This window comes from Kocuria sp. KH4 (assembly GCF_053711175.1).
Genome location: NZ_JBSJYX010000019.1, coordinates 35107 through 48760 on the forward strand (window position 1 = coordinate 35107; position 13654 = coordinate 48760).

The window sequence follows — 13654 nt, forward strand, 5'->3', positions numbered from 1 at the left end:
CGCGCGGGGCGTCAGCGCGGCAGGTGGCGCTGCAGCCACAGGGTGCACCACAGCTTCAGGCGCAGCTCGTCCCAGTCGGGGACGTCGACGACCAGGGCGGCGGGCCCGTAGCGGTGGACGGACCTGACGCCGTCCCGGGCGCACAGTTCGTCGATCAGCTGCGGCACGATCCCGGGGTGCGAGGCGGGAATGTCCTCGCGCAGCCCGACGTCGAAGCAGCCGACCTCGGCGACCACCGTCACCAGGGGCTCCTCGATGGCGGCCGCCTCCGGGCCCTCCCCGTGCAGGGCGTCGATCGTGCGGCGGATGTGGGCGAGCATCTCCGTCCCGCTCATGGCGGACCGGCCGTGGGCGGACTGGTAGGCGCTGTAGAGGGGGAGGGCCGGCAGGAAGACCTGGTGGTGGTCGGTGGCGAGCACCGGGTAGTTCAGCAGAGGATGGTCGGCGATCAGGTGCTCGCCGACCTGCCAGGCCGCCTCCGGTGCCTCGGTGCCGATGATCCGCCCGAGGTAGGACGCGAACCCGTCGACCAGCGCGATCGTCTCGGCCGGCGGGTGCGGGTCCACGAGCCGCCCGTGCCGTGCCCAGGACGGCCAGCCGGGACGGGTCGGGTCGTCGGCGAGCGTGCGCGGGTCCACCCCGAGCTCGGTGATCCGCGCGGTGATCCAGGCCCACAGCGGGGAGACGGAGTAGACCGACCCGTCGAGCGTGTCGCCGGGATCGAGGCCTCCGTCCGCCAGGGCGCCGCGCAGGCGCCGCAGCGCCGGGTCGCGCTCGGCCAGGTAGGCGTCGAGCGCGTCGGCGGCCTGTCGCGCGTCCATCAACTCGTACGGCTGGTCACCCATGGGGGTGACCCTACTGCGGATCGGCGTGTTCCGCTCCCCGATGGTGCGCGGCTCGCCGCTGCTGTGGTCGGGACCGTTCCCGCCGGGACGGGCGGGGCGCGGGGTCCGCCGCCGCCCGCCACCGGGCGCAGGGAGCCGCCGGGTGCCCGTCGTCGGTCCCGGACGCACCACGGCCCCGCTCCCGTGGGACGGAAGCGGGGCCGCCGTGGGACCGGACGGGGGTCAGCGGTAGTCGATGCGGATCGAGCCGCCGGGACGCCAGGTGATCGTCCCGCCCTCGAAGTACTGCACCACGGAGCGGTCGGCGCGGGAGACCTCACCCGTGCGGGGGAAGCCCAGCCGGCCCTTCGTCCCGCCCAGGGCGAGGTAGGCGCTGCCGATCGAGCCCTTGATCTGCTGCGCGTAGGTGGTCGGGCTCCAGTAGATGCGGCCCTTCTGGAAGACCTGGTACGCCCCGCCGGTGCCGGTCGACGCCTCGTCGGTGGTGGGGTAGCCCAGGACCCCGGCGGTGCCGCCCGACTGGGTGTGGCGTCCGGCGATCGACCCCTGGAGGGGGTGTGCCCCGGTGGCGGCGGTCCACACGATCCGGCCCTTCTGGAAGGTCTGCTGGACCCCGCCGGTGCCGTCGGACGTCTCCCCGGCCGTGGGGTAGCCCAGGGAGCCGTGCTCGGAGCCCTTGCGGGCGTAGGCGTTCTTGATCTCGCCCTTGACCGCGTGGGTCCCGGTCCGCGGGCCCTGCAGGATGGTGCCGCGCTGGAAGCGCTGGTAGTGGCCACCGGCGCCGTTGCTCAGCTTGTCCGAGGTCGGGTAGCCGAGGGCTCCCTTCTCGCTGCCCAGGGCGGCGTAGGTGGCGTCGACGGTGCCCTCGAGCGCGAAGGCGCCGTGGGCGGAGCCCCAGAGGATCCTGCCGTTCTGGAACAGCTGGTAGGCCCCGCCGATGCCGTTGGACTTCTCGTCCGAGCGGGGGAAGCGCAGCACCCCGTTGGCGGTGCCGTGGCGCTGGTAGGCGGTCTCCACGCCCCCGCGCACCCAGTAGGCCCCGGTGGCGGAGGACCAGTAGATGGTGCCCTTAGCGAAGGTCTGGTAGGAACCTCCGGCGATGGACCTCTCGTTGGAGGTGGGGGCCCCGGTCTGGCCCTTGAGCCGGGTGTAGAGGGACCCGATCGCGCCCTTGGTGGTGTAGCCGGGCGCCGGGGCGGCAGGGGTCGCGGTCGTGGCGGGCTTGGTGATGTAGAGCGCGTCGTGGGTGTTCAGCGTCTTGGCGCCGCCCAGGGACGCCTGGGGGTCGCCGGAGTCCAGGATCGCCTGTTTGTACTGGGCGGCGGTCAGCGTGGGGTTCTTCTGCTTCAGGAGAGCCAGGGTGCCGGCCACGTGCGGGGTGGCCATGGAAGTGCCGTAGTCGACGCGCGTATTGGCCGCGACCGGGCCTCTGGTACCGGTGTTGCCGGCGGAGTGGATGTAGTCACCGGGGGCGTAGATGTCCACGGCGGTGCCGACGTTGGAGTACGGAGCCCGGGGGTACCCGGCCCCGGTGTTGGTCTGGCCGTAGGCGCCCAGGTTGGCGATCGCGCCGGTGGTGATGACGTTGTAGCAGTTGCCGGGAGCGTAGTTCATCGCCGGGAGCGGATTGGTCGAGGTGGAGTTGTTCCCGGCGGCCACGGCGACGGGGATGCCGCGGTCCCAGGCGGTGTTGATGGCATCCTGCAGCAGCGGCGGGCAGGTGCCCCACATGGACAAGGACATGTTGATCACGTCGGCGCGGTCCGCGATCCGGCCGGGGCCGACCACGGACTCGCCGGCCAGCCAGTACACAGCCGCGGCCATGTCGGAGACGTAGCCGGTGCCGCAGGCGCCCAGCGCCCGGGCGTTGATGATCTTGGCGTCGGGGGCGATGCCGACGGTGCCGTAGGTGTTGCGCGCCGCGGCCGCGGAGCCGGCCACGTGGGTGCCGTGCCAGATGGAGTTCGTGGCCGCGGAGCCGGCGTAGCACTGCCCGTAGGAGGCGAAGGTGCCCGGGTCGCGCCCGTCGGCGTCGCGGCCGTCGCCGTCGTTGCTCAGCGCGGTGGAGGAGACGAAGTCGTAGTCGTTGATGACCTTCGCGTCCAGATCAGGGTGGCTGGCGAGGCCGGTGTCGACGACACCGATGTTCACGCCCTTGCCGGTGGCAGTGTCCCACGCCTCGTAGGCGCGCAGCTGCCGCAGCGCCCACATGCTGCCGGCCCACGGGTCGGAGGCGGTGGCGGCGGTCTGCGCCAGCTGCTCGGGCCGGTCGGTGGTCGCCCCCGGAATCGTGGCGGTGAACACTCGACGGTCCGGCTCGGCATAGGCGACCGAGGGGTCCTGGGAGATCTCCTGGGCCAGCTTCTCCACCTTCTCGGTGGAGGTCTCCTCGGCCAGCTCGACGACGGTGGCGCCGTCGACAACGGTGTTGACCTGTGTGGCCTCGGTGGCTTCGGGGACGTCGGCGACCTCGGCGGCCTCCTGGACGAGCTCCTCGACCGGCGCGGCCTGGGCGGTGGCGTCATCCTTGTACTTGACGATCACCCGGTCGGTGGTCTTGGCGGCCTCCGGCAGCGTACTGGGCTGCTCGGCGAGAACCTGCTGGGTGGACGGGGCGGATCCGGTCTCCTCCGGGGCGGCCGCTGCGGGGGTCAGCGGAGCCAGCACGAGGGCCAGGGCGAGGGCGGACACGGTGGGGGCGAGCGTGGCTCGTGGCATGGGCGTACTCCTGGGGGGTGGGGGGTCCCGAGACAGGTTCTCACATGCAAATACATGCGGAAAGATCTACGCGAAGATCACGAGTTCATCACGAAGTGTGACGCCACCGGCGGAGGACGGAGCCCGTGCGGCGTGGTGGCGAGGGGTCAGAGCGCCGAGAGCAGGGCGCCGAGCAGCTGCGCGTGGCTAAGGCCGAGGGGGAGGGCGGCGGTCGCCGCGGCCAGGCCCGCGCCGGCCGCGGCCCGGTCCAGGTGGGGGGCCACGGCCCGCCGCACGGCCGGGGCCCGGCGCCGTCCGGGACCGGCGAGACGGAGTGCGGCCTGGACGAGGCTCCACGCGGACGTGGCGACGCCGGCGGCCACGACGAGGCACCCGTAGAGCACGAGGACGGCGGGCAGCTGGACCACCGGGAGTGCCAGCCGCTCAGCCGGCGACCAGCGCCACGGCCAGCCCCAGGGTCAGGACGCCCGCGAGCTCCCACGTGCGGCGGTAGGCCCGGCGGTACTGCTGCTCCCCGCGCAGCTCCAGCCACGCCACCGTGGATGGGGCGAGGGCGGCCCGCGCCCCGCTGCCGGAGCGGTGCAGCCGGGTCAGCGTGCCGATGTAGCGGCTCCAGTGCAGGGCGGACAGGCCGCCGACCACGACCAGCACGGGGATCGCGGCCAGCAGCGCCCAGGAGACGAAGGAGTCGGGCATGGCGGGCCTCCGGCGGTGACGGTCGTTGGCCACCAGCATGTGTGCGCCGGCAAACAGCTGTCTGTCCGCAGATGTGGGGCGGCCCCGGCGGTCCGGGGACCGCCGGGGCGTGCCGCTCAGTCCAGGGCGATCGGCCCGAGCTCGTCGAGGAGGTCTCCCGGCCCCGGGTTGCCGGGGGCGCTGGACCCGCCCAGGTGCCGGACGACGCCCCACACGGCGTTCAGGCCGGTGGTCACCGCGCCCTCGGCCCAGCCGGCCGTGAAGGAGATGTCGTCGCCGGCCAGGAAGATCCCGCGCTGGTGCTCCGGCAGGTCCTCCTGGGCGAAGTGGGTGAACAGGCGCTGCTGGTAGCGGTAGTGACCGGGCAGGTTGGCCTTGAAGGCGCCCATGAAGTTGGGGTCGGCCTCCCAGGAGACGGTGATCGGCTCGCCGATGATGTGGGAGGCGATGTCGACGCCCGGGTAGATCTGCTTCAGGGAGTGCAGCATCAGCTCCACCCGCCCGTCGGCGTCGAGGGCGAGCCACTTCAGGGCGTCGTCGTTCCAGGTGTAGGACAGGAGGATCACGGCCGGCCGGTCCGGGCCGTCGTCGAGGAGGTACGTGGCGCGGGGCAGGCGGTCCGTCAGCGTCATGCTGAGGGTGTCCCGCCCCGTGGCGGGGTCCACGTCCTTCCAGAACGGGCGGTCCACCATGACGAACGTCTTCGAGGACTGCATGTAGTGCGAGCGCTCCATGGCGGTCCACAGCGGCGCGGGGAAGAGTCCCTCCTCGGTGTGGATCCGCGTGGACAGCAGCCAGGACTGGCAGGTGGCGACGACCGCGCGGTACTCGGCGGCGCGTCCCCACTTCTCCTCGATCCGCAGGTCCCCGACGCCGCCGCCGGCCGTGGCGGGGCGGGAGATCCGGGCCACGGCGCCCCGGGGGGAGCCGTGGTGCAGCGAGGCGAGGGACGTCCCGGCGGGCCAGTGCGCGATGTCCTCCGGCGCGTGGTGCCACAGCGCCTCGGGCAGCCGCTGGGCGCCGCCGACGATGCTGCGGTGACCGTCGTCGGCGTCGGTGTAGACCACCCGGAGGATCTCCAGGATGGAGTTGGGGAAGTCGGTGTCCCAGCCACCCGTGCCGAAGCCCACCTGGCCGAAGGCCTCCCGGTGCTCGAACCCGGCCTCCTTGAACGCCGTGCTGGCGGCGATGAACCCGTAGAAGGTCTGCTCGTCGAGGTCGCGGACCAGCTGGTTCCAGAGCTGTTTGATCCGGTGGGTGTCGCGGGCCTTGATCGCCTCCTGCATCTGCAGGAACTGGGCGCCGTCGTCGACCGCGCGGTGCCAGGCGTCGGCGACCTCCTGGAAGAACGGGGGCAGCTCGTCGGGGGTGCGGGCGTAGTGGGCCCGGCCGCCGAGCTCGATGACGGTGCTGGGGGTGACCTCGGAGAGGGGGTTGGGGAAGGCCTCGGTGCGCAGCCCCAGCTTGTCGACGTAGTGGTAGAAGGCCCGGCCGGAGACGGGGAACCGCATCCCGCCCAGGTCGGCGGTCACCGAGGGCGCGCCGGAGAACGAGGCCGTGCGGAGCCGCCCGCCGATCTCGCCGGCCTCGTACACCACGGGGTGCAGGCCCAGCTTCATCAGTTCGTAGGCGGTCACGAGCCCGGACAGGCCCGCCCCGATCACCGCGACCTTCGTGCCCAGCGCGGCCTCGGGCACGCTGCCGAGCCCCGCCGGGTGCCGGAGGTAGGTGTCGTAGCCGAACGGGAAGTCGGGGCTGAGCATGGTGATCGGCGCGGCGCCGGCGCCGGAGTGGTTGATGTCGGTCGCGATGGTCATGCGGGGTCCTTCACGGTCTCGTGGGTCGGGGTCACGGGGGCGGAGGCCTCCGCGTACTCCCGGTCGGTCAGGGCGGCCACGGCCGAGTGCCTGCGGCCGTAGCCCAGGTACACGCCGGCGCCGACGGCCATCCAGAGGGCGAACACCACCCAGGTGGAGCTTCCCAGGTTCAGCATGAGGAAGGCGCACATGAGCACGGCGAGGAGCGGCGTGACCGGGTAGAGCGGCACCCGGAAGGTCCGGGGCAGGTCGGGGCGGGTGCGGCGCAGGTGGATGACGGCGAGGCTGACCAGGCTGAAGGCGAAGAGGGTGCCGATGCTCGTGGCGTCGGCCAGCTCGCCGAGCGGCACGAGCCCCGCCGTGGCGGCGATGACGCCGCCGGTGATCAGCGTGTTGGCCACCGGGGTGCCCGTGCGGGCCGAGACCCGGGCGAAGACCGGCGGCACCAGGCCGTCCCGGGACATGGCCATCAGGATGCGCGTCTGCCCGTAGAGGACGACGAGCACGATGCTCACGATGGCGACGACGGCGCCCGTGGCGAAGACGAGCGAGACCCAGGGCCGGCCGGTGATCTCCTGCAGCACGCCCACGAGGGCGGCCTCCTGGCCGTCGAACCAGTGCCAGGGGCGGGCGCCGACGGCGGCCACCGCGACGAGGATGTACAGGGAGGTGATCAGGGCCATGGAGAGGATGATGGCCCGGGGCAGGTCCCGCTGCGGGTCGCGGGCCTCGTCCCCGGCGGTGGAGGCGGCGTCGAAGCCGATGTAGGAGAAGAACAGGCGGGACGCCGCGGCGGTGACGCCCGCGGTGCCCATCGGCAGCAGCGGGGCGAAGTTGCGGGAGTCGAAGGCCGTGAACGCCACGGCCACGAAGAACAGCAGGACGGCGATCTTCAGCACCACCAGCACCGTGTTCAGCCAGGCGCTCTCGCGCGAGCCCCGGATCAGGACCACCGTGGCGAGCAGCACCACGGCGACCGCGGGGACGTTGAAGACGCCGCCGTCCCCGGGGGGCTGCACGAACGCCTCCGGGAGGACGACGCCGAAGGCCGTGGCCATCTCGGTGAGGTACTCCCCGGCGCCGACGGCGATGGCGGCGACGGACACGGCGTACTCCAGCAGCAGGCACCAGCCGCAGACCCAGGCGAGGCCCTCGCCCATGGTGGCGTAGGTGTAGGAGTAGCTGGACCCGGAGACGGGCACGGCGCCGGCCATCTCCGCGTACGAGAGCGCCGAGAGCATGGCCGCGACACCGGCGACGACGAAGGAGATCCACACGGCCGGTCCCGCGAGGGGCACCGAGTCCCCGAGCACCACGAAGATGCCCGTGCCGAGCGTGGCGCCCACGCTGATCATGGTCAGCTGCAGCAGCCCGAAGCTGCGGATGAGCCCGGTGCTGGCGCTCTCGCACTCGCGCGCCATCTGGTGCAGCGGCTTGCGCCGCACCAGCTGCCTGCCGAGCGGCAGGCCCGGGCGTGCGCGCCGGTCCGGCAGTGTGGGTGACGTGGTCATGGTGGCGTCCCTTTCGACGAGCGACCTGAGGGGGCACCACACACCCTAGGGATGTGACGCGCATCTCAGGCGGGACGAAGTGCCCTATAGTTCCCTGGCATGAGCGGAAGTGCACCACTGCCGGAGCAGGTCGTCGCGACGGACGGCTGGGGAGGACTGACCCTGGACCGTCTGCTGGCGCAGATGCCGGCCGAGCTGGAACTGATGACCCCCTGGACGGGGGCGGCGGCCCCGCCGCTGCGCTGGGTGGCCACCAGCGAGCTGGAGGACCCCACGCCCTTCCTGCTGGGCGGGGAGCTGCTCCTCACCGCCGGGGTGCCGCTGGCCGGGTGCTCGCCGGCGGGAGTCGCCGACTACGTGGCGCGGCTGGCCGCGGCCGGGGTCACCGCCCTGGGGCTGGGCGTCTCCCCGGTGCACGACGCCCTTCCCGACGGCCTGCGCGCAGCACGGCCTGCCGCTGGTGCGGGTCGCGGAGCACACGCCGTTCGTCGCCGTGACCCGCCGGTTCGCCGCCGTGCTGGAGGCGGAGAACGACCGGATGGCGCGGCACCTGGTGCAGGCCAACCGCCGGATGCTGCGGGCCGTGCTCTCCGGCGCCCCGGAGAGCTCCCTCCTGGAGGTGCTGGCCGCGGAGGTCCGGGCGTGGGTCGTGCTGACCGGGGCCGACGGGCGGATCAGCGCCGCCGCCGGCCGCCCCGCCCTCGACGAGGAGCAGCTGCGCCCCCTCCAGGAGAAGATCTTCGCCGGGAGCGGGCCGCGGGTGGAGGTCGCCAGCTTCGCCGAGCCCGGGGCGGCCGTCGTGGTCGGGCACCCGCTGCGCAGCGAGCGTGACGTCAGTCTCGGCACGCTCGTCCTCGGGGCGCCCGCTGCGTTCACCCCGGCCCAGCACACCGCGGTCTCCGTCGCCGTCGGTCTGCTCGAGGTCCTCCTGCGTCAGCGCACGGTGGGCAACCTGGCCCCCAGCCGCCTCGCCACCGCCCTGCTGCTGGGGGCGGAGGAGCCCGGGGGAGAGCGCGCCGTGCTGCGGGCGCTGGCGCAGAGCGTCGCCGGGCCCGAGGGGGAGCCGGTGCGGGTGGTACAGGGCGTGCGCGGGTGGGGGCACGACGGGCCGTGGCCGCCCCGGGCCGCCGACGAGCTCCCGGAGCTGCTCCAGCTGCGCCGGCTGTTCGACACCCGGCTCGTGGAGCTCACCGGGTACGGCTTCGTCACCGTCACGCGCTCGCCGGTGCCCGGCCGGCTGGTCGCTGACCTGGAGTCGCGGGGATGGCTCGTGGCCGTCGGCCGGCCCGCGGAGCTCTCCGGTCTGCGGGCCGCCCAGGAGGAGGTCTCCGCCCTGCGCGGGAGGCTGCGCACCGGCGGCAGGAGCCTGCGTGTGGAGGACGTGCCGTGGTCGGTGGCGGGCCTGCTCGGCCCGGAGTCGGGGCGGCTGGTGGCGGACCGGCTCCTCGCGCCGCTCGAGGAGCTGCCCGCGCAGCGGCGGCAGCTGCTGCTCGGCACGCTGCGCTGCTGGCTGGACGCCCACGGCAACTGGGACGCGTGCGGGCGCCGGCTCGGGCTGCACCGCAACAGCGTGCGCCGGCACGTGCATCAGGTCGCCGAGCTGCTGGGGGTGGACCTCGACGACGCCCGGGTGCGCGCGGAGCTGCTGATCGCCCTGCAGTTCGTGCCCGGGGCGCCGTAGCGCCTCAGGCGGTGGCGTGCCCGCCCCAGCGCCCGTACAGGTCCGGGCGGCGGTCCCGCAGGTAGGGCACGCGCTCGCGGGCGGCGGCCACCAGGGCCGGGTCCACGACGGCGTGCACCAGGTCGGGGCCCGTGCCGGCGTGGGCGAGCAGGGTCCCGTCGGCGCCGGCGACCACGCTCTCCCCGCTGAACTCCAGCCCGCCCTCGGTGCCGCAGTGGTTGGCGTAGGCGATGACCACCTGGCTCTCGAGGGCCCGGGCCGGGAGGAGGACGTTCGGCACGGCGGCGAACCCGGCGCCGAGGGCGGTCGGGACCAGCAGCAGCTCCGCGCCCCGGTCCGAGGCGGCGCGCACGCTCTCCGGGAACTCCACGTCGTAGCAGATCAGCAGCGAGACGCGCAGACCGCCGTGCTCCACCACCCGCGGGGCGTCCTCGGCGGGGGCGAAGGCCCGCCGCTCCTCCTCCCCGAACAGGTGCACCTTGTCGTAGCGCAGCACGGCCCGCCCGGCGTCGTCGAGGAGCGTGGCGGAGATGTGCCAGCGCCCGCCGGCGGCCTGCCGGGGCGCGCTGTAGACCAGGGCGATCCCGTGGCGGCGGGCGATCGCCGCGGCGCGGTCGTCGATCAGGCGCAGGTCCTCGGCCGTGAGCCGCTGCCGGACCAGCTCGGGGCTGTAGCCGCACGGGAACAGCTCCGGGGTGAGCAGCAGGTCCGCGCCGTCCCGGCGCGCCCGCCCCGCGGCGGCGTCGACGGCGCGGAGGTTGGCCTCCAGGTCGAGGACCGTGGCCTCGGCCTGCAGCACGGCGATCTTCATGGGCGGCCTCTCTCGCGGGACTCGGCCCCGGTGGTGGTCCGCCGGCGCCGGGAGCTGTGATGACCGGCACAGTCTGCCAGCACGTTGTGCCGGGGGCAACAAATGTTGCCCGAGCGGTTCGGGCCGGTGCCGTCCCGGCCGCGTCCCCGGCCGTCCCCGGGACCGCGCCCGTCGCCGGGGTCGCGCCGTCACCGGGGCCGCGCCGTCGCCCGGAGCGGCACGATAGTCTCGGCGGCAGCGGCGCGGGCCGGCGCGCCGTGCCGGCCCGGGTGGGACGCCACCGCGGCCGTCGTCTCCCCGGCCGGCACGGAAGGACACAACAGTGATCACGGTCGCCCAGGTGCTGGGGCTCGGCGGACTCGGCCTGCGCATGGTCGTCGAGGGGGACACGGGCGCCCCCGTGAGCTGGGTGGCCACCAGCGAGCTGGCCGACCCCACCCCCTATCTCAACGGCGGGGAGATCGTCCTGTTCACCGGGCTCAACAGCCCCGTCGACCGGCCCTCCTGGGGGCGCTACGCCCGCCGCCTCGCCGAGAAGGGGGTCGTTGCCCTCGGCATGGGCGTCGGGCGCAGCCTGTCCCACCCCGAGGTGCCGGAGCACCTGGTCGAGGCGGCCCGGGACGCGGGCCTCACCCTGTTCAGCGTGCCGGAGGAGACGCCCTTCCTGGAGCTGATCCAGGCCGTGGCCGAGATGCGGGCCGCCCAGGAGCGCACCGCCCTGGAGGCCATGCTCAGCATGCAGCGCACGCTCACGCGGGCCGCCACGGGCGCCGACGGGTCCAGCCGGGTCCTGGAGTCCCTGGCCGGGCTCATCGAGGGCGGCTGGACGGCGATCTGCACCGCGGACGCCGAGATCACGCATCGGTCCGGGCCGGCGGTCCCCGAGCTGCCCACGGGGCGGAGCCTGGAGGAGCTCGTCGACCGGCTCCGCCCGGCGCGGCTGCGCGGGTCGCTGAGCGAGTCCGGGCCCGCGGGCAGCATCGTGATCCACCCGCTGGGCGTGCAGGGGGTGCCGCTCACCTACCTCGTCGTGGTCACGCCCCGGCCCGTGGAGCGGGCGCAGGCCGGGGCGATCACCACCGCCGTGGCGCTGCTCTCCCTGCACGCCGAGCGGGCGGGGGAGCGCGCCCTGTTCCGGCGCCGGGTCCGCGCCGGAGCGCTGGCCCTCGTCCTCGGGGGTGACGTGCGCTCCGGGGACGCCCTGCTCGCGGTCGCCGAGGACGGCGGCTGGGCCGGGTCGGCCCGGCGGGTGCGGGTGGCGCGGCTGCGCGGGGACGCCGAGCCGGTCCGGGAGGCGGCGCGGCGGATCGAGGGCTTCGCCGACCGCACCGGCCGCCGGGCGCTGGTGGGTGCGGCGGCGCAGGACGGGGCCGGCGAGGCGGACGTCGCGGTGCTGGTGGAGGACGACGTGGAGCTGCTCCGCGCCCTGCGCGAGGCCGTCGAGCGCTCCGGCGGGCGCGCGGGCATCGGCGGGGCCGCGCCGGTGGAGGCCGCCGGCACGAGCGAGCACCAGGCCCTCGACGTGCTGGGGCGCACCACGGCCCGGCACCGGGTGGGCGTCTGGGACGAGCTGGTGGCCGGCGGCTTCGCCGGGCTCCTGCCGCCCGAGGCGGCGCGGGCGTTCGCCCAGGACCTGCTGGCACCGGTCCGGGCGCGGGAGGGCGGCGATCAGCTGCTGGGCCTGCTCCGGACCTTCCTGGCCCACAACGGCAACCGGCGGCAGGCGGCGGCCGAGCTGGGGATCCACCGCAACACGATGCTGCAGCGGCTGCACAGCGTCGAGCAGGCCCTGGGCCGCTCCCTGGACGACCCGCAGCTGCGGGCCGATCTCTGGATCGCCCTCCGCGTCCACGCCGGCTAGGGCCCGCCGGCCCGGACCCTCTGGGCGCCGGCCCGCTGACCGCCGGGCCCGGGGCTTGTCGGCGCCGGTCCGTCCCGCGGTGCCCGGTCGACTCCAGCGGGCTGGGCACCGTGCACATCGGACGGATCGGGAGGCGGCACTGTGCCGTCGCGGTGTGAGCCTAGTCTCACCCTGTCGGGACGTGCGGGCACGGCTCCGCGGGGACCCTGCTCCCGCGTCGGCTCCCGCCCCGCGCCCCGGCGGACCGATCCGCGCGCCGCGCCCGGCCGTGACCCCGGGCCGCCGCCGGCTCCGGGCCGACCGCACCGGCCGGGCCGCGCCATCCGCACCGAAGGAGAACCCATGACCACCCCCGTCCTCGCACCCGCCCCCGACGCCCCGGGGGAGGCGGCGGCGGGCAGCGGCCCGCTGGCCGATGCCCAGGCCCAGCTGGCCGCGGCCGTGCGCACCCTCGGCTACGGGACCGGCCTGCACGCCCTGCTGGCCCGGCCGCGCCGGGAGATGACCGTGTCCATCCCGCTGCGCCGCGACGACGGGAGCGTGGAGGTGCTGACCGGTCACCGGGTGCAGCACAACTTCTCCCGCGGGCCCGCCAAGGGCGGGCTGCGCTTCTCCCCGGCCGTGGACCTGGACGAGGTGCGGGCCCTGGCGATGTGGATGACCTGGAAGTGCGCGCTCCTGGACGTGCCCTACGGCGGGGCCAAGGGCGGCATCACGATCGACCCGCGCCGCTACTCCCGGGACGAGCTGGAGCGGGTCACCCGCCGCTACACCTCCGAGATCCTGCCGATCATCGGCCCGGAGCGGGACATCCCCGCCCCGGACATCGGCACCGACGAGCAGACGATGGCCTGGATGATGGACACCTACTCCGTGTCCGTGGGCTACACCGTGCCCGGGGTGGTCACCGGCAAGCCGGTGTCCGTGGGCGGGTCCCTGGGCCGCTCCGCGGCGACCTCCCGCGGCGTGGTGCACATCGCCCTGGCCGCTCTGGCCCACCGGGGGACCGACCCGGCCGGGGCCACCGCCGCGGTGCAGGGCTTCGGCAAGGTCGGCGCCGGGGCCGCCCTGTTCCTCGCCGAGGCCGGGGTGCGGGTCGTCGCGGTCTCCGACCAGTACGGTGCCGTCCACCGCGCCGGCGGGCTGGACGTGCCCGCGCTGGCCCAGCACGTGGCCGCGACCGGCTCCGTCGTCGGCTTCGGGGGAGCGGACCCCCTCCCGGCCGAGCGGCTGCTGGGGCTTGAGGTGGACCTGCTGGTGCCGGCCGCCGTGGAGGGCGTGCTGCACGCCGGCAACGCGGCCGAGGTGGCCGCGTCGGTCGTGGTCGAGGGCGCGAACGGGCCGACCACCGCGGCGGCCGACGAGATCCTGGCCGCCAACGGCGTGCTCGTGGTCCCGGACATCCTCGCCAACGCCGGCGGGGTGATCGTCTCCTACTTCGAGTGGGTGCAGTCCAACCAGGCCTACTGGTGGTCCGCGGCCGAGGTCGACGCCCGCCTGGAGGCCCGGATGCTCGCGGCCTGGGGGAAGGTGCTCGAGGTCGCCGCCGAGCGCGGGCTGAGCCTGCGGGAGGCCGCCACCGTCACCGCGGTCCAGCGGGTCGCCGACGCCCACCTCACCCGCGGCCTCTACCCCTGAGCCGCGGCACCGCCCGGCCGCCGGCGCGCCGGCGGCCGGGCGGGGCGCGGGCGGGCCGGTGCCCCGCCCGGGCGTG

At 74.9% G+C, this 13654-nt stretch carries 10 protein-coding genes and 1 pseudogene; 4 read left to right on the forward strand and 7 right to left on the reverse strand.

The features are described 5' to 3' along the window. Window positions 1-11 precede the first annotated feature (11 nt). The 6 genes from ACWCOM_RS13510 to ACWCOM_RS13535 form a co-directional block, all read right to left on the reverse strand. Window positions 12-845: a hypothetical protein gene (locus ACWCOM_RS13510; protein ID WP_454549258.1), complete on the reverse strand. Its 834-nt coding sequence runs from the start codon at window positions 843-845 to the stop codon at window positions 12-14. Between the two features lie 222 nt (window positions 846-1067). Beyond that, complete coding sequence (locus ACWCOM_RS13515; protein WP_454549259.1) at window positions 1068-3563, reverse strand: S8 family serine peptidase; 2496 nt, start codon at window positions 3561-3563, stop codon at window positions 1068-1070. 146 nt (window positions 3564-3709) lie between these two features. Beyond that, entirely contained in the window at window positions 3710-3970 is a 261-nt protein-coding gene (locus tag ACWCOM_RS13520; RefSeq protein WP_454549260.1) for a hypothetical protein, read from the reverse strand. Window positions 3971-3986: 16 nt separating this feature from the next. After that, entirely contained in the window at window positions 3987-4259 is a 273-nt protein-coding gene (locus ACWCOM_RS13525; RefSeq protein ID WP_454549261.1) for a hypothetical protein, read from the reverse strand. 116 nt (window positions 4260-4375) lie between these two features. Beyond that, on the reverse strand, window positions 4376-6076 hold the full coding sequence (locus tag ACWCOM_RS13530; RefSeq protein WP_454549262.1) for a flavin monoamine oxidase family protein: 1701 nt from the start codon (window positions 6074-6076) through the stop codon (window positions 4376-4378). Then, the gene (locus tag ACWCOM_RS13535) at window positions 6073-7587 is read right to left on the reverse strand and encodes an APC family permease (protein ID WP_454549263.1); all 1515 of its coding nucleotides are present in this window, start codon (window positions 7585-7587) and stop codon (window positions 6073-6075) included. Before ACWCOM_RS13535 ends, ACWCOM_RS13530 begins: the two co-directional genes overlap by 4 nt. Window positions 7588-7791: 204 nt before the next feature. Between ACWCOM_RS13535 and ACWCOM_RS13540 the strand changes: the two are divergent. Both ACWCOM_RS13540 and ACWCOM_RS13545 read left to right on the forward strand, forming a co-directional pair. Beyond that, window positions 7792-7971: pseudogene (locus tag ACWCOM_RS13540) on the forward strand (PucR family transcriptional regulator ligand-binding domain-containing protein); the annotation flags it as partial. 76 nt (window positions 7972-8047) lie between these two features. Continuing rightward, window positions 8048-9268, forward strand: coding sequence for a PucR family transcriptional regulator (locus ACWCOM_RS13545; RefSeq protein WP_454549264.1), 1221 nt, complete (start codon window positions 8048-8050; stop codon window positions 9266-9268). Between the two features lie 4 nt (window positions 9269-9272). On the opposite strand, the gene ACWCOM_RS13550 is transcribed toward ACWCOM_RS13545, so the two are convergent. Then, window positions 9273-10079: a carbon-nitrogen hydrolase family protein gene (locus ACWCOM_RS13550; protein WP_454549265.1), complete on the reverse strand. Its 807-nt coding sequence runs from the start codon at window positions 10077-10079 to the stop codon at window positions 9273-9275. A 322-nt stretch (window positions 10080-10401) separates the two neighbouring features. Here ACWCOM_RS13550 and ACWCOM_RS13555 point away from each other — a divergent pair, with 322 nt between their 5' ends. Together ACWCOM_RS13555 and ACWCOM_RS13560 are read left to right on the forward strand one after the other, a co-directional pair. Beyond that, window positions 10402-11940 (forward strand): PucR family transcriptional regulator, encoded by a 1539-nt coding sequence (locus tag ACWCOM_RS13555; RefSeq protein WP_454549266.1) that lies wholly within the window; start codon window positions 10402-10404, stop codon window positions 11938-11940. A gap of 342 nt (window positions 11941-12282) precedes the next feature. Continuing rightward, complete coding sequence (locus tag ACWCOM_RS13560) at window positions 12283-13578, forward strand: Glu/Leu/Phe/Val family dehydrogenase (protein WP_454549267.1); 1296 nt, start codon at window positions 12283-12285, stop codon at window positions 13576-13578. The last annotated feature ends 76 nt before the right edge of the window (window positions 13579-13654 follow it).